Source organism: Allobosea sp. LjRoot9 (assembly GCF_964252745.1).
Lineage (GTDB): Bacteria > Pseudomonadota > Alphaproteobacteria > Rhizobiales > Beijerinckiaceae > Allobosea.
In genome coordinates this window covers 544,897-568,687 of the sequence record NZ_CAXUPC020000003.1, presented here as the reverse complement: position 1 = coordinate 568,687, position 23,791 = coordinate 544,897, and the positions used below count along the sequence as shown (strand labels likewise).

23 protein-coding genes are annotated in these 23,791 nt (G+C 65.6%); 4 read left to right on the top strand and 19 right to left on the bottom strand.

Annotated elements, in window-relative coordinates:
- Positions 1 to 180: 180 nt before the first annotated feature.
- On the top strand, positions 181 to 768 hold the full coding sequence (locus ACSQ3P_RS17210; RefSeq protein WP_436166729.1) for an intradiol ring-cleavage dioxygenase: 588 nt from the start codon (positions 181 to 183) through the stop codon (positions 766 to 768).
- A 132-nt stretch (positions 769 to 900) separates the two neighbouring features.
- On the opposite strand, the gene ACSQ3P_RS17205 is transcribed toward ACSQ3P_RS17210, so the two are convergent.
- A complete protein-coding gene (locus tag ACSQ3P_RS17205) occupies positions 901 to 1,587 on the bottom strand; it encodes a glutathione S-transferase family protein (RefSeq protein ID WP_436166728.1) in 687 nt (228 codons plus the stop codon).
- Positions 1,588 to 1,918: 331 nt separating this feature from the next.
- On the opposite strand from ACSQ3P_RS17205, the gene gpmI reads away from it, so the two are divergent.
- Positions 1,919 to 3,433 (top strand): 2,3-bisphosphoglycerate-independent phosphoglycerate mutase, encoded by a 1,515-nt coding sequence (gene gpmI, locus ACSQ3P_RS17200; RefSeq protein ID WP_436166727.1) that lies wholly within the window; start codon positions 1,919 to 1,921, stop codon positions 3,431 to 3,433.
- Between the two features lie 143 nt (positions 3,434 to 3,576).
- Here gpmI and ACSQ3P_RS17195 read toward each other — a convergent pair whose 3' ends face one another.
- The 13 genes from ACSQ3P_RS17195 to ybgC all read right to left on the bottom strand — a co-directional run bounded on the left by ACSQ3P_RS17195 (position 3,577) and on the right by ybgC (position 17,177).
- A complete protein-coding gene (locus ACSQ3P_RS17195) occupies positions 3,577 to 4,428 on the bottom strand; it encodes an outer membrane protein (RefSeq protein ID WP_436166726.1) in 852 nt (283 codons plus the stop codon).
- A 459-nt stretch (positions 4,429 to 4,887) separates the two neighbouring features.
- Complete coding sequence (glmM, locus tag ACSQ3P_RS17190) at positions 4,888 to 6,231, bottom strand: phosphoglucosamine mutase (RefSeq protein WP_436166725.1); 1,344 nt, start codon at positions 6,229 to 6,231, stop codon at positions 4,888 to 4,890.
- Between the two features lie 251 nt (positions 6,232 to 6,482).
- Complete coding sequence (gene ftsH, locus ACSQ3P_RS17185; protein WP_436166724.1) at positions 6,483 to 8,408, bottom strand: ATP-dependent zinc metalloprotease FtsH; 1,926 nt, start codon at positions 8,406 to 8,408, stop codon at positions 6,483 to 6,485.
- 111 nt (positions 8,409 to 8,519) lie between these two features.
- Positions 8,520 to 9,575 (bottom strand): tRNA lysidine(34) synthetase TilS, encoded by a 1,056-nt coding sequence (gene tilS / locus ACSQ3P_RS17180; protein WP_436166723.1) that lies wholly within the window; start codon positions 9,573 to 9,575, stop codon positions 8,520 to 8,522.
- Positions 9,572 to 10,501 (bottom strand): tol-pal system protein YbgF, encoded by a 930-nt coding sequence (gene ybgF, locus ACSQ3P_RS17175; protein ID WP_436166722.1) that lies wholly within the window; start codon positions 10,499 to 10,501, stop codon positions 9,572 to 9,574. Before ybgF ends, tilS begins: the two co-directional genes overlap by 4 nt.
- A 128-nt stretch (positions 10,502 to 10,629) precedes the next feature.
- Entirely contained in the window at positions 10,630 to 11,133 is a 504-nt protein-coding gene (gene pal, locus ACSQ3P_RS17170) for a peptidoglycan-associated lipoprotein Pal (RefSeq protein ID WP_310147614.1), read from the bottom strand.
- Between the two features lie 264 nt (positions 11,134 to 11,397).
- Entirely contained in the window at positions 11,398 to 12,699 is a 1,302-nt protein-coding gene (gene tolB, locus ACSQ3P_RS17165; RefSeq protein ID WP_436166762.1) for a Tol-Pal system beta propeller repeat protein TolB, read from the bottom strand.
- A 41-nt stretch (positions 12,700 to 12,740) separates the two neighbouring features.
- Positions 12,741 to 13,919 (bottom strand): cell envelope integrity protein TolA, encoded by a 1,179-nt coding sequence (gene tolA / locus ACSQ3P_RS17160; protein ID WP_436166721.1) that lies wholly within the window; start codon positions 13,917 to 13,919, stop codon positions 12,741 to 12,743.
- Positions 13,920 to 13,974: 55 nt separating this feature from the next.
- The gene (locus tag ACSQ3P_RS17155) at positions 13,975 to 14,421 is read right to left on the bottom strand and encodes an ExbD/TolR family protein (protein ID WP_069692955.1); all 447 of its coding nucleotides are present in this window, start codon (positions 14,419 to 14,421) and stop codon (positions 13,975 to 13,977) included.
- Between the two features lie 11 nt (positions 14,422 to 14,432).
- Positions 14,433 to 15,143 (bottom strand): protein TolQ, encoded by a 711-nt coding sequence (gene tolQ, locus ACSQ3P_RS17150; RefSeq protein WP_069692956.1) that lies wholly within the window; start codon positions 15,141 to 15,143, stop codon positions 14,433 to 14,435.
- 331 nt (positions 15,144 to 15,474) lie between these two features.
- On the bottom strand, positions 15,475 to 15,912 hold the full coding sequence (locus ACSQ3P_RS17145) for a DUF2852 domain-containing protein (protein ID WP_436166720.1): 438 nt from the start codon (positions 15,910 to 15,912) through the stop codon (positions 15,475 to 15,477).
- Positions 15,913 to 16,042: 130 nt separating this feature from the next.
- Positions 16,043 to 16,690, bottom strand: coding sequence for a TetR/AcrR family transcriptional regulator (locus tag ACSQ3P_RS17140; protein ID WP_436166719.1), 648 nt, complete (start codon positions 16,688 to 16,690; stop codon positions 16,043 to 16,045).
- Positions 16,691 to 16,733: 43 nt separating this feature from the next.
- Entirely contained in the window at positions 16,734 to 17,177 is a 444-nt protein-coding gene (ybgC, locus tag ACSQ3P_RS17135) for a tol-pal system-associated acyl-CoA thioesterase (RefSeq protein ID WP_436166718.1), read from the bottom strand.
- A 449-nt stretch (positions 17,178 to 17,626) separates the two neighbouring features.
- Between ybgC and ACSQ3P_RS17130 the strand changes: the two genes are divergently transcribed.
- Positions 17,627 to 19,504 (top strand): glycosyltransferase family 2 protein, encoded by a 1,878-nt coding sequence (locus ACSQ3P_RS17130; protein ID WP_436166717.1) that lies wholly within the window; start codon positions 17,627 to 17,629, stop codon positions 19,502 to 19,504.
- Between the two features lie 91 nt (positions 19,505 to 19,595).
- Here the strand turns inward: ACSQ3P_RS17130 and ACSQ3P_RS17125 are convergent, their stop codons facing one another.
- From ACSQ3P_RS17125 to ruvC, 5 genes are read right to left on the bottom strand one after another with little or no spacing between them, the layout of a single operon-like run.
- A complete protein-coding gene (locus ACSQ3P_RS17125) occupies positions 19,596 to 20,144 on the bottom strand; it encodes a DUF3828 domain-containing protein (protein ID WP_436166716.1) in 549 nt (182 codons plus the stop codon).
- On the bottom strand, positions 20,144 to 21,166 hold the full coding sequence (ruvB, locus tag ACSQ3P_RS17120) for a Holliday junction branch migration DNA helicase RuvB (protein WP_436166761.1): 1,023 nt from the start codon (positions 21,164 to 21,166) through the stop codon (positions 20,144 to 20,146). The genes ACSQ3P_RS17125 and ruvB overlap by 1 nt, the downstream gene beginning before the upstream one ends.
- Positions 21,167 to 21,192: 26 nt before the next feature.
- A complete protein-coding gene (locus ACSQ3P_RS17115) occupies positions 21,193 to 21,681 on the bottom strand; it encodes a GNAT family N-acetyltransferase (protein ID WP_436166715.1) in 489 nt (162 codons plus the stop codon).
- Complete coding sequence (ruvA, locus tag ACSQ3P_RS17110; RefSeq protein ID WP_092167576.1) at positions 21,678 to 22,295, bottom strand: Holliday junction branch migration protein RuvA; 618 nt, start codon at positions 22,293 to 22,295, stop codon at positions 21,678 to 21,680. The genes ACSQ3P_RS17115 and ruvA overlap by 4 nt, the downstream gene beginning before the upstream one ends.
- Positions 22,296 to 22,337: 42 nt before the next feature.
- Positions 22,338 to 22,853: a crossover junction endodeoxyribonuclease RuvC gene (ruvC, locus tag ACSQ3P_RS17105; protein WP_436166714.1), complete on the bottom strand. Its 516-nt coding sequence runs from the start codon at positions 22,851 to 22,853 to the stop codon at positions 22,338 to 22,340.
- 157 nt (positions 22,854 to 23,010) lie between these two features.
- Here ruvC and ACSQ3P_RS17100 point away from each other — a divergent pair, with 157 nt between their 5' ends.
- Positions 23,011 to 23,790, top strand: a complete 780-nt coding sequence (locus ACSQ3P_RS17100) for a sulfite exporter TauE/SafE family protein (protein ID WP_436166713.1) — start codon at positions 23,011 to 23,013, stop codon at positions 23,788 to 23,790.
- Position 23,791: the final 1 nt, after the last annotated feature.

Here is a 23,791-nt window from a genome sequence, read left to right as displayed (position 1 = left end):
AGCGGCGGGCGCGGAATCGGCGCTGCGACACTGCCGCGAAACCGGCCGTGCTGCCACTGCTTTCCTGCAAATCAGGCGCGCTGTCGAGCGGAGCGGAGTTGAGAAAAACGCAGACAAGCAGGCGCCGGCTTTCGGCCCTCTTGATGGGCTAGATAACGAACTCCTACCGGAGCCGACACCATGATCAGCAGACGCGACCTCGTTGCAGCCAGCCTCTCCGCGGCCGGGTTCGCCGCTTTGGCATTGCCGCGCCTTGCCGTGGCGCAAGAGGCCGAACTGCCGCTCACGCCCGCCTGCGGCGCCCCGGCCGCAGCGACGAAGCGGCAGACGGAGGGCCCTTATTTCGTCCCGTCATCCCCCTTGAAGCGCGATTTGCGTGGGGACGGCCCCGGCGACATCCTGGCCTTGTCCGGCTTCGTCCTGACCCGGCAATGCCGCCCTGTCACTGGCGCCCTGGTCGATCTCTGGCATGCCAATGACAGTGGCGATTACGACAATTCCGGCTTCCGCTTTCGCGGCCACCAGTTCACCGACGAGCAGGGCCGCTATCAGTTCATCACCCGCGTTCCCGGGCTCTATCCGGGTCGGACACGGCATTTCCACGTCAAGCTGCGGGCCGGCACCGGCCCCGTGCTGACGACGCAACTCTATTTCCCCGACGAGCCGGGCAATGCCAGGGACGGCATCTACGACAAGTCGCTCCTGATGCAGATCCGCGCGGCCGAGGGGGGAAAGCTCGGCCGCTTCGATTTCGTGATCGCGGCCTGACACGGAAGATCCGCCCGGCCGCTAGGGTATTTCCGCATTTCTCCGAATCGCGAAAATGCCCTAGCTCCTTGTTTTATCGCATTTTCTTCACGCGAACCGGTGTCCACTTCGCTCGAAAATGCTCTAGCTGGCTCAAGCCACCAGATGCGCGTTCTGCGGAAACAGGAATTTCCGCGCCTCGTCGTCGAAATCCGCCTTGAAGGCGAAGGCATCCTTCAGCGCGACGGCTCGCTGCGCAGCGGGGCGCGCGGATATCTCGTCGAGATGGCGCTTCACATTGGGAAATTTCGTGGCCCATTCGTCGCCGACCGCGAAGGACAGCCGCGTCGCCCAGCCCCAGACCGACATGTCGATCAGGGTGTAGGCGTCACCCAGCATGTAGCGATGCTTGCTGAGCTGTGCGTCGATGATGCCCCAATGCCGCTCGGCCTCGCGGGCATAGCGGTTGATCGCATAGGGGATTTTCTCCGGTGCGAAGCGGCTGAAATGCACTGCCTGGCCGCAATAGGGGCCGATGCCGGTTGCCACGAACATCAGCCAGGACAACATCTCGCCGCGCGCCTTCGGCGTGTTCTCCGGCAGGAACTGGCCGGTCTTCTCGGCGAGATACAGCAGGATCGCATTGCTGTCGAAAATGGTGGCATCGCCATCGGTCAATGCCGGCGTCTTGGCGTTGGGGTTGATCGCCAGGAATTCCGGCTTGAACTGCTCGCCCTTGCGGGTATCGACCGGCACGAGTTCGTAGGGCAGACCGGCCTCTTCCAGGAACAGGGCGATCTTCGCGGGGTTTGGCGAGGGGTGATAATAGAACTTGATCACGCGTCATCTCCTAGAGCCGGATGATTTCAGATGGGATCACCGTGTGATCCCATCTGAAATCATCCGGCTCTCATCTCAAAGTGAGAGCAGGATCAATGCGAAAAACCGGTTCCCACTTTTTCGCATCCTGCTCTTGGCTCGGCGCCCTCATGCGTCCGTTCTTGAACGGGAGCCGGGGATGGCGCGCAGCATAGGCGGCCGGCAGCTGCTTCGCCCATCAAGAATGGGTGGACGGGCATGAGCGCCTCGCACGGCCTGCACCGCCTCGCTCGCGACACCAGGCCGTGCTATCGGCCTCCCCTGCTCCGAAACCGCGCCTGAAGGACAGCCCATGCCCAAACGCCCCGTGATGCTGATGATCCTCGATGGCTGGGGCTGCCGCGAGGAGAGCGAGAACAACGCCGTCCGCCTCGCCAACACACCGAATTTCGACAGGCTCTGGGCCGCCTCCCCACACGCCACCCTCAGAACCTCGGGCCTCGATGTCGGCCTGCCGGGCGGCCAGATGGGCAACTCGGAGGTGGGCCACCTCAATCTCGGCGCCGGCCGCGTGGTGATGCAAGATCTGCCGCGCATCAACCAGGCGATCACCGACGGCTCGATCGCACGCGCATTGGAGGGCACAGGCCTGATCGCGGCGCTGAAGGCCAGCGGCGGCGCCTGCCATCTGCTCGGGCTGGTCTCGCCCGGCGGAGTCCACGCCCATCAAGATCACGCCGTCGCGCTGGCGCAAATCCTGGTTCGGCATGGCATTCCGGTCCGCGTCCATATCTTCACGGACGGCCGCGACACGCCCCCGCAATCGGCCGCCGCATATGTCGCGGCCTTCAGCGCCGCGCTGCCGCCGCAGGCTGTGATCGCGACGCTGTCGGGCCGCTATTTCGCGATGGACCGCGACAATCGCTGGGAACGGGTCGAGCAGGCCTGGCGCGCCATGGTGCTGGGCGAAGGCCAAGCCTTCGCCGATGCGCAGGCCGCCATCGCCAGCGCCTATGCGCAAGGCACCACCGACGAGTTCATCAAGCCCGCCGTGATCGCAGGCTTTAGCGGCATGCAAGACGGCGACGGATTGCTCAGCTTCAATTTCCGCTCGGATCGCATTCGCGAGATTCTCGGTGCGGTGCTTCAGCCTGAGTTCGCCGGCTTCGCGCGTCCGCGCCGACCCGTGCTCGCCAAGGCTGTCAGCATGACCTCCTACAGCTCGGAGCTCGACCCGCTGATGCCGGCGCTATTCGCCCCGCAGACGCTCGCCAACGGCCTCGGCGAGACGGTCGCCAAGGCCGGGATGACACAGATCCGCATGGCCGAGACCGAGAAATACCCGCACGTCACCTATTTCTTCAATGGCGGCGAGGAAACGCCCTATCCGGGCGAGGACCGCGTCATGGTGCCCTCCCCCAAGGTCGCGACCTATGATTTGCAGCCTGAGATGTCGGCGCCCGAACTGACCCAGCGGGCGGTCGAGGCGATCCAGTCCGGCGCTTATGATCTCGTCGTGCTGAACTTCGCCAACCCCGACATGGTCGGCCATACCGGCGTGCTCTCAGCCGCGATCAAGGCCGTCGAGACGGTCGATACCGGCCTAGGGCGCATCGCCGACGCGATCACGGCAGCAGGCGGTTCGCTCATCGTCACCGCCGACCATGGCAATTGCGAATTGATGGTCGATCCGGTGACGGGGGAGCCGCATACCGCCCACACCACCAACCCCGTGCCGATCATGCTGGTCGGCAGCGGCGCGATGGCCCTGGCGGAAGGCCGCCTCGCCGATATTGCCCCGACGCTGCTCGCCCTGATCGGCCTGCCGCAGCCAGCCGAGATGACCGGCCGCTCGCTGCTGCGCTAGATCGCGTCGCCTTCGGACGAAATCGTTCGAAGGCGAGGAACCGGTACCCACTTTTTCGCACAATGCTCTGATCGCTGGAGCCCGAAACGAAAACGGCGCGGACCCGAGGTCCGCGCCGCCAGAATGCGAGATTTCGCCGGCTCTCAGTATTTGCGCACAGTCGGCGGCGCATAGGCCACCGGGCGCTCGACCGGACCGCAGCAATCCGACTCGCCGAAATTCCAGCGCATGCCGATCCTGAAATCGTGGCTGTCGATGTCCTTGGCCTTGAGCGGTGCGTAGCTCTCGGCGAGGAAGGCGTTGTTGATGGAGCCGGAGCGGGCATCGCCGAGATTGAGGTAGCGATAGCCGAATTCGAGCGTGAGGTTCTTGTTCACCTCGTAGCCGACACCGGCCATCAGCGCCCAGGCGAGGCCCGATTTGGTGCCGCTGGCGGCCGTGCCGAGCGTCGGCGAGATGCCGACGATGCCTTGATCGGTCAGACCCGTGATCCTGTTCGAGGCATAGCCGATACCGGCGCCGATATAAGGCGTCAGGCAGTTCCAGGTGCCCAGATCGACATAGCCGTTGAACAGGGCCACCATCGAGGACAGGTTGCCCTTGTAGGTGTTCGTCTGGTTCACCCCCGCGAAGGGGTTGTAGATGATGTCGTTGGTGCCGATCGTCGAGCCGCCGCGATATTCGCCGGTCGCATCGACGCGGAACCAGTTGTTGAAGCGGTAACCGATGCCGAGTCCGCCGAAGACCGCGTGGTTGCCCTCGGCCGCTCCAAAGAAGCTGCCGCCATAAGTTGCGACATCGTCCTGATGGTACTTGCTGACCGACTGATAGCCGACACCGATATCGCCGCGCAGATAGACGCCGCTCGAGATCGACCCCTTGAGGCCGAGCGGCTCGGGCGGCGGCGGAGCCGGCATGTAATCGGCGGCGGTTGCAAGCGCGGAGGCGCTGACAGCCATGACGCCTGCCAGCGCAAGGATTTTCAGGCTGCCCATGGCAGTGTCCTTCGAGTTTGCGCGACGCCAAGAACGCAGCTCGCGCGAGTTACCGATGGGAAGGACGTTGACAGAGATTTCTTAAACGAGACTTAACCCTAACGCTTAACCTGAAAAAAGAGTGAAGGCCGCCCCAATACTTACCGAATTCCTAACCGCGATGGGTTTCGAGTTAACGGCCAGCCAATCCGCTGGGACGCAGCGGCCGTGGCCAGGTTGATCATCTTGGCCCGGAATCGCAAGTCATCCTGAGCTTCGCCCTCGGCTCCGATCTTCGAGCAGCCCAAGGATAAACTCCGCGAGATCCCAGGATCCGTCGGAGGGCCAATCCTTTGACGAGTCTGGCTCTATGATGCATCCCGGAGCTGCGTCCCTGGGCCGGCCGAAGGCCGGACCCGAGGGCCGCTCGTCCAGAATGACGGAGCGGCTCCGAGGATAAGCAACAGCGCCAGTTGGCCTTTACGCCGCAGCCTTCGTCACGGCCTCGACGACATCGTCGACCGCGCGCATGACGAGGTCGGCGTCATCGCCCTCTGCCATCACACGGATCACCGGTTCGGTGCCCGACGGGCGGATGACGAGCCGGCCGCCCGCGCCGAGCAATTGCGTCGCCGCCTCGATGGCGCTGACGACGGGCTTTTCCTTGAGCGGATGGCCCTGCTTGTAGCGGACATTCTTGAGGATCTGCGGCAGCGGCTCGAAGCAGTGGCAGACCTCCGAGACCGGCTTGTCCTGGCGCTTCACCACCGCAAGAAGCTGCAGCGCAGCGACCAGCCCATCGCCCGTCGTCCCGTAATCGGAGAGGATGATGTGGCCGGACTGCTCGCCGCCGACATTGAAGCCATGAGCGCGCATATGCTCGAGCACATAGCGGTCGCCGACCGAGGTCCGCGCCAGCGACAGGCCGAGGCCGCCGAGATAGCGCTCCAGGCCAAGATTGGACATCACCGTCGCGACGATGCCCGGCTGCGAGAGCCGCCCATCCTCCTGCCAACTGCGTGCGATCACCGCCATGAGCTGGTCGCCGTCGACGACCTGCCCCTGCTCATCGACGATCAACACGCGGTCGGCGTCGCCGTCGAGCGCAATGCCGACATCGGCGCGCAATTCCCGCACCTTCTGGATCAAGGCGGAGGGATGGGTCGAGCCGACATCCTTGTTGATGTTCAGCCCGTCCGGCTCGACACCGATCGCGATGACCTCCGCGCCAAGTTCCCAGAGCGCTTCGGGGGCGACCTTGTAGGCAGCGCCATTGGCGCAATCGACCACGATCCGCAGGCCTTCCAGGCTCATATTGCGCGGCAGCGTGCGTTTGGCGAATTCGATATAGCGGGCATGGGCGCTCTCGATGCGCTTGGCCCGACCGAGCATCGGCGAGGTCGAGAGCCGCGGCGACAGATCCGAATCGAGCAGGGCCGAGATCTCGGCCTCGACCTCGTCATTGAGCTTGTGGCCGTCGGGGCCGAACAGCTTGATGCCGTTATCCTCATAGGGGTTGTGCGAAGCCGAGATCATGACGCCGAGATCGGCGCGCATCGAGCGCGTCAGCATCGCGACAGCCGGCGTCGGCATCGGGCCGAGCAGCATCACATCCATGCCCACGGAGGTGAAGCCCGCCACCATGGCGTATTCGATCATATAGCCCGAGAGCCGCGTATCCTTGCCGATGACGACGCGGTGGCGATGCTCGCCGCGATGAAAGGCAATGCCGGTCGCCTGACCGACCTTCAAGGCGAGGTCGGGCGTGATGACGCCGTTGGCGCGCCCGCGAATGCCGTCGGTTCCAAAATATTTGCGTGTCATGTTTGCTCTGTCCACACGAGCCCTCAGGCCCGATCCGGCTCCCTTCTATAGCCGGAATTGGTTTCCGCCTTCTCACGATTTGTGACGAATCCTATCCGACCACGCGCAGAAAGGGCGCAGGACGGCGCCATCGCGACTGCGATCGGGCAGTTACACTCGGAGCCATTGCGCCATTCCAGGAGAAGATTACGGCCCACAAGAAAAAAGGCGGCCGATACGGCCGCCTTTTCCAATCGGGAGAGGACTTAGCCTCAGATCTGCGGCTGCGGCTCCAGCCCGGCGTCGGGCTCGCCACGCTTGCGGCCGCGGCCGGCGCTGGGAACCGCTGAACCGCGCGGTGCATGCGGGGTGTCGTCAGTCTCGCGCACCGGGCGCTTGCCGGCGATGAGGTCGCGGATCTCGTCGCCGGTCAGCGTCTCGAATTCGAGCAACGCCTCGGCCACCTCGACGAACTGCTCATGGCGCTCGGTCAGGATCGCCTTGGCGTCGAGATAGCCCTGGTGGACGAGCTTGCGGACCTCGCTATCGATCTTCTGCGCGGTTGCCTCCGACAGGCTCTGGGTCCGGCCCATCGACATGCCGAGGAAAACCTCCTCCTGATTGTCGCCATAAGCGACCAGGCCGAGCTCTTCGGAATAGCCCATCTGGGTGACCATGGCCTTGGCCATCTTTGTCGCCTGCTGGATGTCGCCGGTCGCGCCCGAGGTAACGTTCTCCATGCCGAAGGTCATCTCTTCCGCCACGCGCCCGCCCATGGCGACCGCAAGCTGCGAGGTGAACTCCTTGAACTTCATGGAATAGCGGTCGCCCTCCGGCAGGAACTTGACCATGCCGAGCGCACGACCGCGCGGGATGATCGTCGCCTTATGGACCGGGATGCCGGCGGGAACATAAAGGCCGACGATGGCGTGGCCGGCCTCGTGATAGGCGGTCAGCTTCTTCTCTTCCTCGGACATCGCCATGGATTTGCGCTCGGCGCCCATCATGACCTTGTCCTTGGCGTCTTCGAATTCGCCATGGGTGACCATGCGCTTGCCGCGACGGGCCGCAAGCAGCGCCGCCTCGTTGACGAGGTTCATCAGGTCGGCGCCCGAGAAACCCGGCGTGCCGCGGGCCAGAATCTTGAGGTCGACGTCCGGCGCCATCGGCACCTTGCGGACGTGGACGCGCAGAATCTTCTCGCGACCGGCGACATCGGGGTTCGGCACGACGATCTGACGGTCGAAACGGCCCGGGCGCAGCAGCGCGGGGTCGAGCACATCGGGGCGGTTGGTGGCGGCGATGATGATGACACCCTCATTCGCCTCGAAGCCGTCCATTTCGACGAGCAGCTGATTCAGCGTCTGCTCGCGCTCGTCATTGCCGCCGCCGAGGCCGGCGCCGCGATGGCGGCCGACCGCGTCGATCTCGTCGATGAAGATGATGCAGGGCGAGTTCTTCTTGGCCTGCTCGAACATGTCGCGGACACGGCTCGCGCCGACGCCGACGAACATCTCGACGAAGTCGGAACCCGAGATGGTGAAGAACGGCACGTTTGCCTCGCCGGCGACGGCGCGCGCGGTCAAGGTCTTGCCGGTACCGGGAGGGCCGACCAGCAATACGCCGCGCGGGATGCGCCCGCCCAGCCGCTGGAACTTCTGCGGATCGCGCAGGAATTCGACGATCTCCTGAAGGTCCTCCTTGGCCTCGTCGATGCCGGCGACGTCCTCGAACGTGACACGGCCATGCGCCTCGGTCAGGAGCTTCGCCTTGGACTTGCCGAAGCCCATGGCCCTGCCGGCGCCGTTCTGCATCTGGCGGGACATGAAGATCCACAGGCCGATGAAGATGACGAAGGGCAGCGAGTTCACCAGCAGCGCCATGAACCAGGGCGTGCCCTCGGACGGCGCCCGCGCCGAGACCTGAACGCCCTTCTGGGCCAAGGTCTTGAGCAGTGCCGGGTCGCCATAAGGCGCATAGGTCACGAAGCTGCGGCCATCCGAGAAGGTGCCGGAAATCTCCTGGCCGGCGACCACGACATTGGCGATGCGCCCGGCCTCAGACTCGTTGATCAGCTGGCTGTAGGGAATTTCATTGGTGCTGGCGCGCTGGCTTGGGCTTTGGAACAGCGTGACGAGCGCCAGAACCAGCAGGAAGATCACCACCCAAAGGGCGAAATTACGGAAGTTCGGATTCATCACCAGTCCGATCGGGCCTGCCGGGAATGCCGGAGGAGGCCAAGGGTTTGCTCGGCTAATCTAGGTGCGGCACACGCCCTTGCCAAGGGAAACGGGCCGATCGACCAGACCTTATGACGCCGCAGGGTGAACACCCCGCTTGCGGACAGGCTCGCGCCGCACGCAAAGGACACCATCGCGACCGAGCGTCAGCACGCACCCCGACAATGTCCGTGTCAAGGCAAACCGCGCCCGCGTCGCCTCGATCAACGCAAAACCGCAGCTTTCGAGCCTCTCCAGCCGCGCCACCGCGTCTTCATCGGCCGCGACGCTATCGACGGCCCGCGCCAGCAGGCGCAACACCATCTCCTCGGGATGCGTGAGCAGGGCGGCGAAGCCAAGCTTGACCGCACCGGCCTCGTCGCAGGGCATGACGATCGCCGGCCAGAGCGCCTCGGCCTGGCTCGCCAGCGCCCTCTCCATGCGCGCCAGCCGCGTCGCCAGCGTCCCCAGGCGATCGGCGTCGAGCCCGGCCTCCGACAGCACCGGCATCAGCATGCGCCAGCGCACGCGCTCGAAGCGCGGGTCGAGATTGCTCGGATCGGCCGCGAACCACAGGCCGCGTGCCCGGGCGGTCGCAACGAGCCGCGCCTTGGAGACGCTCAGCAGCGGCCGCGCCAGCGTGATGCCGTCCCGGCGGCTGCGCGCCCGCATGCCGACAAGCCCGGCTGGTCCCGAGCCGTGCGCCATGCGCATCAGCAGGGTCTCAGCCTGGTCGTCCAGCGTATGGGCGGTGACGACCACCGCGCCGCCGCGCCGCTCGGCCTCGCGGGCAAGCAGATGGTAGCGGGCTGTTCGCGCCCGGTTTTGCAAGCCGGTGGCGGGCTTTGGACCAAGCCAGGGCAGGAGTGCATGGGGAACGCCGAGCCCGTCGCAAAGCCGGGCCACGGCTTGCGCCTCGGCGGCGGACCCTTCGCGTAGACCATGATCGATCGTTGCGGCGACGATCTCGGGCCGCCCGGTACAGCCCGCCCATTCAGCGAGCAAAGCCAACAGCGCGACCGAATCCGGCCCGCCCGAGACAGCGACGAGCAATCTGGGTTCATTGGCGAGATCGGCGAAAAGCGCCTCCGCCTCGCCGGCGAGGATCGGCTCGTGCTCCGCGACCGGGGCCGGCTGCGCGTTCAAGCGCAACCGGAGCGGCGGCGCTCGCGCTCAACGCCCTGACGCACAGCGCTGGAGGCCGCGGGATAGTCTACGCCGACCTTGGCATAGGTGGCGCAGGCCTGATCGCGCGCGCCTAACCCGTTCAGGGCCATGCCGAGCCTGAGCAGGCTGTCGGGCGCCTTGTTCGAACGCGGGTTCTCGCGTGAGATCTTCAGGAATTGCTCCGCCGCCTCGCGATAGCGCTGGCGCTGGAAATAGCTCTCGCCCAGCCAATAGGTCGCGTCGGCGGCGAGCCGGTCGCGCGGATAGCTCTGCAGGAACTGGCGGAAGCCCATCTCGGCCTGCTCATATTCCTTACGCAGCACCGAGGCATAGGCGATGTCATAGGCTTCCTTGGCCGAGCTCGCGCCGCCGGTCGCAGCCACGCTCGGCCCACGCGGAACCGCCGGGGGCAAGGCTCCTTGCGGCACGGTGCGCCCGACGCCCTGGATATCGAGCGGACCTTGACCCGGAGTTCCCGCGAAATCCTCCTCGATGATCCCTTCCACGCCGCCGCCGAGCGAGCGCGGCGCGCCGGCCGCCCCTTGCTGCGTCGTGGGATCGAAGGCATCGCCGCGCCGCTGGCGCTGGCCACCAGCAGGTGCGTTGCTCGGCGCCGTTGCAGGTGCGCCCCCCCCAGCGCGGCCGCCGCCACGCTCGTTCAGGCGGAAATCGACATCTTCCTGGAACTTGCGCAATTGCTCGGTGAGACGCTTGTTCTCGAACTGGAGCTGCTCGATCTGCCCGGAGAGCTGACGCAGCTGGTTCTCGAGCCGCGCGGTGCGCACGGTGAGTTCGGCCGCGTCCTGGGCTCTCGCGGGGGCCGCTGTGGCGAACGCCATCCAGCCTGCGGCCAGTACGACCAGCACGGAATGGGCCTTGCGATGAAAAGCGACGTCTTTGAGCATTGTCGACAACCGGTTGCGCTTGGTTTGGGCGCTATAACACGCCCTCACCACGGCCAAAATATGAAAGGGCCGGCGGCTTCCTCTTCGGAAGGCGCCGGCCCGAGCTTGAACGGGAGACTGGGTGGCGATCAGACGCCGCCGGCCCCGTCGAGCACCGTCACCGAGCGGCGGTTCTGCGACCAGCACGAGATGTCGTTGCAGACGGCGACCGGGCGCTCCTTGCCGTAGGAGACGATGCGCATGCGGTTGCCCTGGATGCCGCGCGAAGCGAGATAGTCGCGCACGGTCTGGGCCCGGCGGGCCGAGAGCGAGAAGTTGTATTCGCGCGTGCCGCGCTCGTCGGCATGACCTTCGACCACGAAGGTGTAACGCGGATAGCGCTGCAGCCAGGCCGACTGCTTGTCGAGCGTGGCGGTCGCGGTCGACGTCAGATCGGTCGAGTCGGTTTCGAAGAAGACGCGGTCACCGACATTAACGACGAAATCCTGAGCGCTGCCGGGCGTGGCGGCGCCGCCGGCGCCGAAACCGTCGGCATTCTGGTTGTTGTTGGCGCAGGCGCCGAGCGCGAGCGAGGCCGCGATCGCGGCAGCGAAGCGGACGGCGCGGCCGCCGGCAAGAAGAGTGGCAAGCATGGTTTGACTCCGGGGCAATCGAATCTGCGGGGCGCGGCTCACGGACGGCGTTGCACAGGAGCCCATCAATGAAGCGTCAACCTAAACGAGACCTTGCCAAAACAAGGCGAAGTGGCGGCATTGCGGCATATGGTTAACCAAACGCTGCGAAATGCGGCATTTCACTCGATGTGGCCGATTTGCATCGCCTGGCTGGCCCAATTCCGTAACTGACACTCCCGGGAGCAGCGTGCGAAAAGTGGGAACCGGCTTCTCGCATCGGCTCTAGCGCCCCGCCGTCAGCAGCGGCGACCAGGTCGGGTCCGAGGCGAAGGCCGGCGTCGGCACCGGCACTTCGACGCGCCCGGTGATGTCGACCATATAGAGTTTTCCGCCCGACTGCCCGCCGGGATCGCGGAAGAACATGATGTACTGGCCGTTGGGCGCCCAGTTCGGCGCTTCATTGTGGAACCCTTCGGTCAAGACCCGCTCGCCCGAACCGTCCGCACGCATCACGCCGATCGCGAAACCGCCCGCGCCACGCCGGGTGAAGGCGATCAGATCGCCACGCGGCGACCATGAGGGCTGCGAATAGGAACCGGCGCCGAAGGAGAGGCGCTTGCCCTCCCCGCCCCCCGCAGGCATCACATAGAGCTGCTGCGAACCGCCGCGGTCACTCTCGAAGACGATCTGCGTGCCATCAGGCGAATAGGATGGCGAGGTGTCGATCGCGCCCGTCGAGGTCAGCCGCGTCGTGGTGCGCGAGCCGATATCCATGGCGTAGAGATTGGCGTTGCCACCCTGCTGGAGGGAGAGCGCAATGCGCGCACCATTGGGCGAGAAGCGCGGGCTCGAGGTCATGTCGGGGAAATTGCCAACGACCTGGCGCTGGCCGGTCTCGATGTTGAGCACATGCACGCGCGGCTGCTCGCCCATGCGCTGCGACATATAAGTGACCTCCTGGGCCACCGGCGAGTAGCGCGGCGTCACCACGGAGACGTCGCCATTGGTCAGATAGCGCACATTGGCGCCGTCCTGGTCCATGATGGCGAGGCGCTTGCGCCGGTTCTCCTTCGGCCCGGATTCGTCGACGAAGACGACGCGCGTGTCGAAGAAGCCGCCGACGCCGGTGACCTTGGTGAAGATCGCATCGGAAATGATGTGGCCGACGCGGCGGTTGTTGCTCGGGTCGGTGAAATATTGCTGGCCGTCGGTCTGCGTGCCGGTGGTCACGTCCCAGAGCCGGAACTCGGCCTTGATGCGGCCCGAACCGTCGCGCGAGACACGGCCCGTCACCAGCGCCTGGACGCCGGCCGCCTTCCAGGCCTCGAATTGCGGAACGGAATCGAAGGGCGGATTCCTGTCGGGATGGCGGCTCTTGTCGATCGGCGTGAAATAGCCGGAGCGCTTGAGGTTGTTGGCGATCACGCCCGAGACCAGCACGCCGCCATCGCCGGCGAAATCGGCAATGGCGATCGGCAGCGGCTGGAACGAGCCGCCGCGCAGATCGATGACGAGTTCGGCCTTCGCCACGACTGGGGCGAGCAACGCCGCACCGCCCAGGGCAAGCGCGCCGCGACGCGTCAGCCCGTTGGCAACCGGCGAAAGGATTTTGCGGTCGATGAGGGTCACAGTACGTCCCTTGCGTCGAAATTGACGACGACGTCGCGCCAGTCGTCATAATAGGAAGCGAATTGAGCCGGAATGCGCAAAGGCGCGCAGCGGCGGGTTGCGGTCAGGGCAGAATCGGCCGCCACCCTGAACAGCGGATCTGACGAAGAGTTGACGACGCCAGGCTGCCCCACCAGCGAGCCATCCGTGTTCAGCTTCATCCGCACGGAAGGCACTACCGAGCCCTTGGCGTTGGCGAGCGCGATCGGCACGTTCCAGCACTTCAGCAGCTGGTCCTGGATGATGCCAATGAGCTGGGCCCGGAGCGAAGGGCTGAGCTTCTGCGCCGCACCGCGCTCGGTGCCCAGCGAAGCCGTACGGTTGACCTGCGGCGCAGCCGATCCCGAGGATTGCGCCTGCTCCTTCGATTGCAGCAGCTTGGCGATATCGGTCGGGTTGAAGTTCTTGGCGATCTCAGCCTCGCGCTTGGCCTTGGCCTCAGCCTCCTGCTTCGCCTTTGCGGCAGCGACGATCTTCGCCTTGGCCTCGGCTTCAGACTTTGCCTTGGCGATGGCTTCGGCCTTCTGCTTCGCAGCCTCGGCGGCTTCCGCCTTGGCCTGCGCATCGGCCTTGGCCTTGGCGGCCGCCTCCTGCCTGGCCTGAGCCTCGGCTTCGGACTTCGCCTTGGCGGCGGCCTTGGCCTCTTCCTCGGCCTGCTTCGCCTTGGATTCGAGTTCGGCGTCCTCGGCGAGCTTCGCCAGTTCCTCGCGCTTGAGGTCGGGTTTCGGCTCCGCCTTGGGCTCGGCCTTCTGCGGCGGCTGCTTCACCGGCTCCGGCGGCGTGACCTTCGGCTCGGCCTTCGGCAGCAGCGCGGCGCGCGAAGGCGGCAGCGGTGCAGCCGCGTTGTCGTCGGCGATCTTGAGCTCCACCGGGCGACTCGGCGGCGCGGGCGTGTCCAGCTTGGCCTCGCCCGCCTCCTTGCGCTCGACGATCTCGGATTGGCGCTCGGCGCGCTGGATCGGCTGCTCCTGGACCTTCTCGGCCTTGCGTTCGCCGCGCGTGACCTGGTTCAGCGCGCTGGGATCGACCACCTCGACGGCGATCGCCTCCTCGTTCTCCGGCAGCGGCACCGGCGAGGCGAACGCCAGCAACCCCGCGACGAGAAACGTCGCGTGGCCCAGCGCCGACACAATCATGCCCGGTTCGGAGGTCGTTAGCTTCACGCCTGGAACACCCTCACTGCACTCGTCTTCACCGCGCCGGTTCGGTGACCAGCGCGACCCGCTTGAAACCCGCCGATGTGATGGTCGACATCACCGAGGCGACGCGGCCGTAATCGACCATGCGATCGCCGCGGACATAGATGCGTTCGTCGAAGCCCTGCTTGGCGAGGCCCTGCAGCTTCATCACCAGATCAGGCTCCAGCGTCGGCTGGTCCTGCAGAAAGATCTGGCCCTTGCTATCGATGGCGATGGTGACCGGCTTCTGGTCGACATTGATCGGCTTGGCGCCGGTCTGCGGCAGATCGAGCGGTACACCGGTCGCGATCAGGGGCGCCGCGACCATGAAGATGATCAGCAACACCAGCATGACGTCGATGAACGGCGTCATATTGATCTCGGCGATGGCGCCATGGCGCCGGCCCCGCCGGCCGCGCCGCCCCCCGGCCTTCGCGCCGGATGCTGCTGACATACCCATTTCGCTTGCCCCTACGCCGCCAGCCGCTCGTCAATCTGCCGCGACAGGATCGCGGAGAATTCGTCGGCGAAGGCCTCCAGTCGATTCTGCGCCTTGGCGACCTCGGCCTGAAGCTTGTTATAGGCCATCAGTGCCGGAATCGCGGCGAACAGGCCGATCGCGGTGGCAAACAGCGCCTCGGCGATGCCGGGCGCCACCACGGCAAGCGACGAATTCTTCGAGACGGCGATGGCGGTGAAGGAATGCATGATGCCCCAGACCGTGCCGAACAGGCCGATGAAGGGCGCCGAGGAGGCGATGGTCGAGAGCACGAGCAGCTTCGATTCGAGCCGCTCGGTCTCGCGCTGGATGGTGACGTCGAGCACCTTGTCGATGCGCTGCGACAGGCTGGCAACCGAGCGCCCGCCATTCTCGAAGGAGCGCTTCCACTCCCGCATCGCTGCGACGAAGACGGCAGCCATGTCATTGGCCGGCTTGCTGGAGAGGTCGCGGTAGAGCTCCTCGAGCGAACGGCCTGACCAGAACCCCTCCTCGAAGGCGTCCATGTCCCGGCGCGTGCGGCGATAGAGCAGCGATTTGTCGATAATGATCGACCAGCACCAGATCGAGGCACCGATCAATCCGCACATCACCAGCTTGACGACGATATGAGCGTGCCAGAACAGCGTCCAGAACGACATGTCGATCTGCGGCGCGGCTTGCGCGACATCGGCGGGGTTCATCCTGTCATCCTTCTGCATTAGCGAGTGCGCCGGATTTCCCGACGCAACCCCGCCGCACGCGTCGCGAGAGACCCCACGCCGCCGCCCGATCCGCGATCCGGGGAACTGCCGGTGCCGTCAATCGCTTGAAAATCCGGCGAAAGATGGGCCGAAACGGGGTTTCCTGCGAAACGCATGCTCGGGATCGAGTTAAGCCTCCAGCAAGGTTAATGCCCGGTATACGCGCCATGCGGCCAGCGCAGGCCTGAGCAGGGGCCGCAAACGAAAATGCCCGCCCCGGTTGTCCGGGGCGGGCGAGGCTGCAACGACAGGTCGTTATGCGTCTTAAGTGTCAGCCAGCGTTGGGCGGGGTGGCCTCTACGCCGCGCCGGTCGGCCATGAACTGGTCGAACTCGGCCTTGTCCCGGGCCATGCGCAGCCGTCCCAGGAAGTCGTGGAACTCGCGCTGCTCGTCCTCGAGACGACGCAGTGTCTCCTGGCGATACTCGTCGAAGGCGCGGTTGCCGCTCGACGGGCCGCGATGCCAGCCGCCGCCAAAACCACCGCCCTCGCCGCCCATGCGGCTGCGCAGACGGTCCATCTTCTCCTGGAGACGGCTCATCCGATATTCCTGACGGCCAGCCCCGGCATATCCGCATCCCATGCGACCACTCCCTATCGTAAAGGCCAGGGTCGCCAGACCCAGAGGCCACCAAACCATGAAGCCAAGGACCGTGAAGGCGATCCAGGCCCCTCTCCCAAACTCGTCCAGCTTCGCGACGATCGGCATTGTTCCCTCACCGTGAAAGGAGTGAATGTAAATCACATTTACATAAATGGAAGCAGCCTGGCCTTTTGTCAAGATGGGCCTGCAGAAGCGTTTTCGAGCGAAGTGGATACCGATTCGCGTGAGAACGCGCCTAGCCGCGCGTGTCAGAGCCCAGTCCCAGCCCTTGCAGATAGATCAGCATGCCGGCTTCGAGCAGCTCGGCCGCCGACATCGGCAAGGGCCGCCGGCCGCCATCAGCCCGGCCGAACAGCGCCGCGACGCCATGCGACATCGCCCAGACGTGCAGCGCCATCATCAGCGCCGGCGGCCGTTTGCCCACCGGCAGCAGCACGATCAAGGCCTCGGAGGCGGCGCGCAGGCCCTGGAAAGCACGGTCCGCCGCGTTGCGCAGCTCGGGGCTCGCATCGAGCGGCACCCCGGCCTCGAACATCGCCGAGTAATAGGCCGGCTCGTCATGGGCGAAGGCGAGATAGGCGCGCCCGAGCTGGTGAAACGCCGTCTCCGGATCCGGCCTGCCCTGGTCCCAGGCGCGCAACAGCGCCGCCTCGAACACCAGGAAGCCGCGCGCCGCGACATCGGCCAGCAGCGCGTCCTTGTCGCGGTAGTGCCGATAGGGCGCGGCCGGGCTGACGCCGGCAAGCCGCGCGGCCTCGGCGAAGGTGAAGCCGTTCGGCCCCTTCTCCCCGATCAGCCCGAGCGCGGCGCGCACGAGCTCCTCCTTGAGATTGCCGTGATGATAGCCGCGTGGCGGATCGGGGATGTTGCGCTTCCAGCTCATGTATCGAGCGCTAACATGGCGCCGGGCCAGCGTCGACTACGCATTACGCGTCGTCCGTCCCGCCCTCGAGCCTGCGTCTGAGTCCGTCCGGAATCCGCCGCGCCCGCCCACCGCCGACGCAGGCGACCAGGACCTGGGCCGTGACCAGGACCTCCTCACCGCGCAGCACCCGCTGCTCGACATCCATCGTTGCCCCGCGCGCCGCGACCGAGCGTGTCTCCACCGTCAAAAGATCGTCCATCACTGCTGGCCGGATGAACTCGATCGCCATCTTGCGCACGGCGAAGCCGAGCGCGGTGCCGCCATCGAACAATTCGCGCTGCTCGATGCCCAGCGACCGGATCAATTCGGTGCGCCCGCGCTCCATGAAGCGCAGATAGGAGGCGTGGTAGACCACGCCGGAAAAATCGGTGTCCTCGTAATAGACGCGCACGGAAAGCCGGTGGACGGTCACGATCGAATACTCTGCTGTGCGAAGGCGTCGCATGCGAAATGCGGCGCCTCGGCGATGGGTCCACCGGACCTCTAGAGCCGGATGATTTCAGATGGAATCACTCAGATGGAATCACAAAGCGATCCCATCTGAAATCTGAATCCGCCTCTCATCTAAAAGTGAGAGCAGGATCAATCCGAAAAACAGCTTCCCACGTTTTCGCATCCTGCTCTCGCATGATCCGGCGCAGCCGTGAGCCTGAAACAATCCGGCAACGCCGGGCGACATTTCCGTCGATCAACTGCCCAAGAAGCGCCACGCCGCGGCAGCGGCATCCGCAGCGACAACGGTTGCCGGGCAATTCCGTCCGGACGCAGCACGAGGCGCGGATGGTCCTGCATCAGACAGTCTACAAGATAGCCGACAGCACATAGTGGCAGCGAAAGGGCTCCTATGCGCGCGCCGCGACACGATTGTGCTATTGGCTGGCGACCCCTCAGCGGATGTCCCGGCGCCTGGAACTGGCCAGGCAGCGCTATTCGCGCGGTGGCTGGCCTGCCGTCAGAGACCTGCTCGCGGCCCCCTTCGCGCCTCCGGCCATGCGGCCCCGCGCCGGATTATCCTACAGCAAATGGATTTCGTCCTACGACACGTTGAGCGCCGTCGACCGGTCCGCGATCCGCCGCCATATCGCGGCAATGCCACGCCGCCCGCTGATTTCGGTGGTGGTGCCTGCCTATCAGACGCCTGCGCGCATCCTGCGCGAGACGATCGAGTCGGTGCGCGGCCAAGTCTATCCGCATTGGGAGCTTTGCATCGCCGACGACGCATCGCCCTCCAGCCACGTCGCCGACATTCTGCGCGAGCAGACTGCGCTGGACTCGCGCATTCGCTGGATTCGACGCGAGACAAATGGTGGCATCGCAGAGGCGACCAACAGCGCGCTCGCACTTGCAACGGGCGAATTCGTCGCCCTGCTCGACCATGACGACCTCCTGGCCGAGCGGGCGCTCTATGAGATCGCCGCCGAGCTGGAGCGGCATCCCGGGACCGATCTGCTGTTTTCCGACGAGGACAAGGTCGATGAGGCGGGCCGGCGCAGCGAGCCCTATTTCAAGCCGGAATACAGTTACGATCTGTTGCTGGGCCAGAACCTGATCAACCATCTCGCGGTCTACCGCAGGGCCTTGCTCGAGCGGGTCGGCGGCCTCGACCCGTCGCTGGACGGCAGCCAAGATTACGATCTCGCCTTGCGCGCGATCGAAGCGATCGATCCGAGCCGCATCAGGCATGTTCCATTCGTTCTGTATCACTGGCGACAGGAATCCGGCGGCGGTTCTTTCTCGCAGCGGCGCCTGGAAGCCTGCCTGCGCAATGCCCGCATGGCCGTGAGGCGGCATCTCGACCGCATGGGGCACAGCACCGCCAAGGTCGCGGAAGCTCCGCTCGCCAGGATATGGAACCGCGTCGAATGGCCGGTTCCCGATCCGGCGCCCCTCGTCACGGTGATCGTGCCGACGCGCGATCGCGCATCACTTCTACGCAGCTGCATGGACGGGCTGCTGCGAAAGACGACCTATCCCGCGCTCGAGATCATCGTCGTCGACAATGGCAGCGTCGAGGACGATGCCCTGGCTCTCCTGGACACCCTCGAACGCGACGAGCGCGTGCGCATCCTGCGCATCGACGGAGAGTTCAATTACTCCGCCCTCAACAATGTCGCCGTCCGCCAGGCGCGGGGCGAGGTACTGCTCCTGCTCAACAACGACATCGAGGTCATCGCCGACGACTGGCTCAACGAGTTGGTCAGCCTCGCGGTTCGGCCCGATATCGGCGCTGTCGGCGCAAAGCTCCTCTACGGCAGCGGAAAGATCCAGCATGCCGGGGTCAGGCTCGGCGCCGGCTCCTTCGACGGCGGCCCAGGCATCGCCGGCCATATCGGCCTGTTCCGCAGCGCCACGGATCCCGGCTATTTCGGCCATCTCGGCCTGACCCGGGACGTCGGCGCCGTCACCGGAGCCTGCCTTGCGATCCGCCGCGAGGTCTACGAGGCTGTCGGAGGCCTGGACGATACGAGGCTCAAGGTCGCCTTCAACGACGTCGACCTGTGCATGAAAGTCCGCCAGCATGGCCTGCGCGTCGTCTGGACGCCCAATGCCGTGCTCCACCATCTTGAATCGGCCTCCCGCCCCTCCGACGACAGGCCGGACACGCGAGACCGCTTCCACCGCGAAGGCCGCTTCATGCAGGCATCCTGGCGCGGCGAATTGCTGAACGATCCGTTCTACAGCCCCAATTTCGACAATGCCGCCGACGATTTCACGCTCGCATGGCCACCGCGGCAACGGGCGTCTTGGGAGCCATGGCGCAAGCTCAGATGAGCAGGCAAACCCACCGACGCCCTGATCCCAAAGAAGCTGGCCTGCGGCCTATATCTCCCCGGAACCTGCGATCGACGGGTCGGTTTGGGTGCTACCGCTTGCAGGGCTTTTTCATGAAGGAGCCGCAGTCATAGGGCTGCGAAAGCTGGCTGCGAACCGTGTAGTCCTTGCCCTCCATCCGGTTGACGATGTCGTCGATGCGCCAGCGCCCATCTTCCAGCTTCATCCAGAAGGTGACGCGCACCGGGCCGAAGCTGATGAAGTCGGCGAAGACCGTGGCGCTCGCGACTGAGCGCTCCGCGACCGTGACGCGCAGTTGCTTGACCTCGCCATCCTGCCCGCTGATGAAGGGATCAGAGCCAATATTGCCCTGATCCCCGCTCTCTTTCATGAATTGCTCGTCGCGCGCGAACAGCGCCGAGAGTTCCTTGGTCATCAATCGCTGCCGGTGCGGCGGCCGGAAGGGAGGCTTGGCGGGTTTGCCGGCCTCGATGTCGGCAAGCTCGCGGATCGTGATCGCATAGGCCTCACGGATCGTGGCTTCAGGCGAGGTTTCAGCCGCATATGCCGCCCCTACCCCGACAGCCGGCAGCAGCGTCAACGCCATCGCCAGCAGGGCGGTCAGGATCGTCAGCGGCATCATTCCTCCTCGCCATCCCCGAACAGCCCGAACTGCGTTGTCTCGCGCGCGGGCTCCGGCATGCCGAGATGGCGGAAAGCGTGCGGCGTCAGAAGCCGGCCGCGCGGGGTGCGCTGGATGAAGCCCTGCTGCAGCAGGAAGGGCTCGATGATCTCCTCGATCGCATCGCGCGGCTCCGAGAGCGAGGCGGCGATCGTCTCGATCCCGACCGGGCCGCCGCCGAAATTGATCGCGACCATGGTGAGGTAGCGCCGGTCCATCTGGTCGAGGCCGATCGCATCGACATCGAGCAGGTGCAGCGCCTTGTCGGCAACCGAGCGCGTGACGATGGCGTCTCCGTCGACGATGGCGAAGTCGCGTACGCGCCTGAGCAGGCGCCCGGCGATGCGCGGCGTTCCGCGGGAGCGCTTGGCGATCTCGTTGGCGCCGTCATCGGACATCGGCACGCCGAGCACGCGGGCGCCGCGCGCGACGATGCCCTGCAACTCTTCGACCGTGTAGAACTGCAATCGGATCGGGATGCCGAAGCGGTCGCGCAGCGGCGTCGTCAACAGGCCGGCCCGGGTGGTCGCGCCGACCAGGGTGAATTTCGGCAGGTCGATCTTGACCGAGCGCGCTGCCGGCCCCTCGCCGATGATCAGATCGAGCTGGTAATCCTCCATCGCCGGATAGAGGATTTCCTCCACCGCCGGGCTGAGCCGGTGGATCTCGTCGATGAAGAGCACGTCGCGCTCCTCGAGATTGGTGAGCTGCGCCGCGAGATCGCCGGCCTTGGCGATGACGGGCCCCGAGGTCGAGCGGAAATTGACGCCGAGCTCGCGCGCCACGATCTGCGCCAGTGTCGTCTTCCCCAGCCCTGGCGGGCCGACGAAGAGGACATGGTCGAGCGCATCGCCGCGCGACTTGGCGGCGTTGATGAAGACCTGGAGATTGGCCCGCGCCGCGGCCTGGCCGGTGAAATCGGCAAGCGAGAGCGGCCGCAGCGAGCTCTCGCTATCGTCGTCGCGACGGTCGGCTGTCATCAGGCCGGGACGGCGCGGCGCATCGCTCACAATTCAATCTCCAATTCGAGCGCGTCGCGCACAGGCAGGCCCTGATAACCCGTCTTGATGATCGTCGGGACCACCGAGCGATAGGCGTCGATCGCCTCGACATAAAGCCCTGAGAAGCGGAAGCCGCATTTCTGGTAGAAGACGAGGCCCGGCAAGTTGTCATTGGTCAGCATGGCGCGCAGCTTGACCGCACCCTTGGCCTTGGCCGCAGCCTTGACCGCGTCGAGAAGCTGAATGGCAGCGCCTTGTCCCGGAGCGACGGAATGCAGCGCACAGAGCAGTGCGACGTCGCCGCGCATGGTCCAGCTCGCATAGGCCATGGCCTCGCCATCCGGCGCGAAGACACCGAGCAGATCGAGCTCGGCGCAGTCATAGACATGGACGCCGATCATCATGCTGTGCGAGCCCCAGCTCGCCATCATCAGCGCCAGGAACGCGCTTTTGTCCTCGACGTCACGGATGATGCCGGCGCAGGGCGCGCTCATTTCGCCAATTCCTTCAGCCCGAGCTTGATGAGCTGCGCCGTGCCGGCTCCCTCGCCCGCTGCCCTCGACGCCGCCGCCACGGCCGCCACAGCCTGCGCCTGCGGGTAGCCGAGATTGGAGAGCGCCGAGACGGCATCCGCCACCGGCTGCGGCAGTTTCCTGTCCTCCAGCGCGCCGGCGAGCTGCGCCACACCGGGATCGATATGGCCGAAGGCCGGGGCCTTGTCCTTGAGCTCGGCGCAGATGCGCTGGGCGAGCTTGGGTCCGACGCCAGACGCGCGCGCCACCGCCGCCTTGTCGTTGGTCGCGATCGCGGTTGCCAGCGCGCCGGGCTCCAGGATCGACAGGATCGCGAGCGCGACCTTGGCGCCGACGCCCTGCACCATCTGCATCAACCGGAACCAGTCGCGCTCATTGTCGGACAGGAAACCGTAGAGCCGGATCGCATCCTCGCGCACATGCGTCTCGATCGAGAGTGCTGCCGCCTCGCCGGGCTTGGGCAGGCGCTGCAGGGTCTTCGACGAACATTGCACGACATAGCCGACGCCCTGCACGTCGAGGATGACGAAATCCTCGCCATAGGAATCGATCAGGCCCTTGAGCTTACCGATCATCGAAGGCCTCGCCGCTTAGAGCAGGATACAAGCTGTAGCGCCTCACGCGGAGGCCCGCATCTGCGCAACCAGGGTTCGCATGCCGCGGTGCTGGGCATGACAAATCGCGACCGCCAGCGCATCGGCCGCATCAGCGGACTTCGTCTCCGCCTTGGGCAGCAACACGCGGATCATCATCTGGACCTGCTTCTTGTCGGCATGGCCGACGCCGACCACCGTCTTCTTGACGAGGTTGGCCGCATATTCCGCCACGTCCAACCCCGCCAGCGCCGGCACAACCAGGGCGATGCCGCGCGCCTGGCCGAGCTTCAGCGCCGATTGCGGATCGCGGTTGACGAAGGTCTCCTCGACCGCGACCTCGTCGGGCGTCCAGGTCGCGATCACGCGGTCGATGCCTTCGTGCAGTTGCCGCAGCCTTTCGCTCAGCGAAAGCGTGCCATCGCTCTCGACGCAGCCGCAGGCGACGAAGCTGAGCTTGCTGCCTTCCGAAACGACGACGCCCCAGCCGGTCTTCCGAAGACCGGGATCGAGGCCAAGAATGCGAATCGGAGCTGCCATGTAGCGATGAGCCTAAACCGTGGACATGCTTTGTTCCATCTCCACCCTAACGATCGATGACCGGCGCGCATCGATCGCATCACAAGGAAAGGGTTGCCCGCAGCCGGAGATACATGTTGGTGCGAAGAGAACTTTCTTCTTCTCTCGCCCTCCGCAAATGAACGATCTCCTGAACACGCTCCTTCCCGGCATTTCGGCTTCCGGACTGGCGATCCTGCTGGCAGCGACAGCGCTCGGCGGAATCGTGCGCGGCTTCACCGGCTTCGGCTTCGCCATGGTCTTCATGCCGCTGGCCAGCATCGTGCTCGGGCCGGTCGCGGCATTGGGACTGATCTGGTTCATCGACCTGCCCTATGCGCTGCCGCTGGCGGCGCGCAGTGCCAAGAACGCCGAATGGCGCGAGGTGTTGCCGCTGCTCGCCACCGCGACTCTGGCGCTGCCGGCCGGCATCTGGCTCCTGATCTGGCTCGATCGCGAGACCATGCGCTGGATCCTGGCCGGGCTCGTGCTCACCGCCGTCGCGCTGATGGCCTCGGGCTGGCGCTATCACGGCCGGCCGGGCATCCCGCTTTCGCTCGGCGTCGGCGTGCTGTCGGGGTTGTTCAACGGCATGGCCAGCATCGGCGGCATGCCGCTCGCGGTGTTCTGGCTGGGCGCGCAGCGCAATGACAAGCACAAGACACGCGCCAACCTGCAAACCTTCTTCGGCATATCGACACTGATCAGCGGCACGATCCTGTGGCTGAACGGCATCCTGACGAGCGGGGCCGCGCTGATGGCGCTGCCGCTCTGCGCCGTCTATGGTGTGGGTCTCTGGGCCGGCACGCATGGCTTCACGCTGGCGTCGGACGCCGCCTTCCGCCGCATCGCCTATCTCGTCATTTTCCTGAGCGCGCTGGTCAGCTTGCCGGTATGGGATGGGCTGATCGGGCGCTGAG

Bases quoted from the DNA above. Each gene is read 5' to 3' on its own strand.
- ACSQ3P_RS17210 (WP_436166729.1), top strand. From the start codon at position 181: ATGATCAGCAGACGCGACCTCGTTGCAGCCAGCCTCTCCGCGGCCGGG.
- gpmI (WP_436166727.1), top strand. From the start codon at position 1,919: ATGCCCAAACGCCCCGTGATGCTGATGATCCTCGATGGCTGGGGCTGC.
- ACSQ3P_RS17195 (WP_436166726.1), bottom strand. From the start codon at position 4,428: ATGGGCAGCCTGAAAATCCTTGCGCTGGCAGGCGTCATGGCTGTCAGC.
- glmM (WP_436166725.1), bottom strand. From the start codon at position 6,231: ATGACACGCAAATATTTTGGAACCGACGGCATTCGCGGGCGCGCCAAC.
- ftsH (WP_436166724.1), bottom strand. From the start codon at position 8,408: ATGAATCCGAACTTCCGTAATTTCGCCCTTTGGGTGGTGATCTTCCTG.
- ybgF (WP_436166722.1), bottom strand. From the start codon at position 10,501: ATGCTCAAAGACGTCGCTTTTCATCGCAAGGCCCATTCCGTGCTGGTC.
- pal (WP_310147614.1), bottom strand. From the start codon at position 11,133: ATGCTTGCCACTCTTCTTGCCGGCGGCCGCGCCGTCCGCTTCGCTGCC.
- tolA (WP_436166721.1), bottom strand. From the start codon at position 13,919: ATGATTGTGTCGGCGCTGGGCCACGCGACGTTTCTCGTCGCGGGGTTG.
- ACSQ3P_RS17155 (WP_069692955.1), bottom strand. From the start codon at position 14,421: ATGGGTATGTCAGCAGCATCCGGCGCGAAGGCCGGGGGGCGGCGCGGC.
- tolQ (WP_069692956.1), bottom strand. From the start codon at position 15,143: ATGAACCCCGCCGATGTCGCGCAAGCCGCGCCGCAGATCGACATGTCG.
- ACSQ3P_RS17145 (WP_436166720.1), bottom strand. From the start codon at position 15,912: ATGCCGATCGTCGCGAAGCTGGACGAGTTTGGGAGAGGGGCCTGGATC.
- ACSQ3P_RS17140 (WP_436166719.1), bottom strand. From the start codon at position 16,690: ATGAGCTGGAAGCGCAACATCCCCGATCCGCCACGCGGCTATCATCAC.
- ybgC (WP_436166718.1), bottom strand. From the start codon at position 17,177: ATGCGACGCCTTCGCACAGCAGAGTATTCGATCGTGACCGTCCACCGG.
- ACSQ3P_RS17130 (WP_436166717.1), top strand. From the start codon at position 17,627: ATGTCCCGGCGCCTGGAACTGGCCAGGCAGCGCTATTCGCGCGGTGGC.
- ACSQ3P_RS17125 (WP_436166716.1), bottom strand. From the start codon at position 20,144: ATGCCGCTGACGATCCTGACCGCCCTGCTGGCGATGGCGTTGACGCTG.
- ruvB (WP_436166761.1), bottom strand. From the start codon at position 21,166: ATGACAGCCGACCGTCGCGACGACGATAGCGAGAGCTCGCTGCGGCCG.
- ACSQ3P_RS17115 (WP_436166715.1), bottom strand. From the start codon at position 21,681: ATGAGCGCGCCCTGCGCCGGCATCATCCGTGACGTCGAGGACAAAAGC.
- ruvA (WP_092167576.1), bottom strand. From the start codon at position 22,295: ATGATCGGTAAGCTCAAGGGCCTGATCGATTCCTATGGCGAGGATTTC.
- ruvC (WP_436166714.1), bottom strand. From the start codon at position 22,853: ATGGCAGCTCCGATTCGCATTCTTGGCCTCGATCCCGGTCTTCGGAAG.
- ACSQ3P_RS17100 (WP_436166713.1), top strand. From the start codon at position 23,011: ATGAACGATCTCCTGAACACGCTCCTTCCCGGCATTTCGGCTTCCGGA.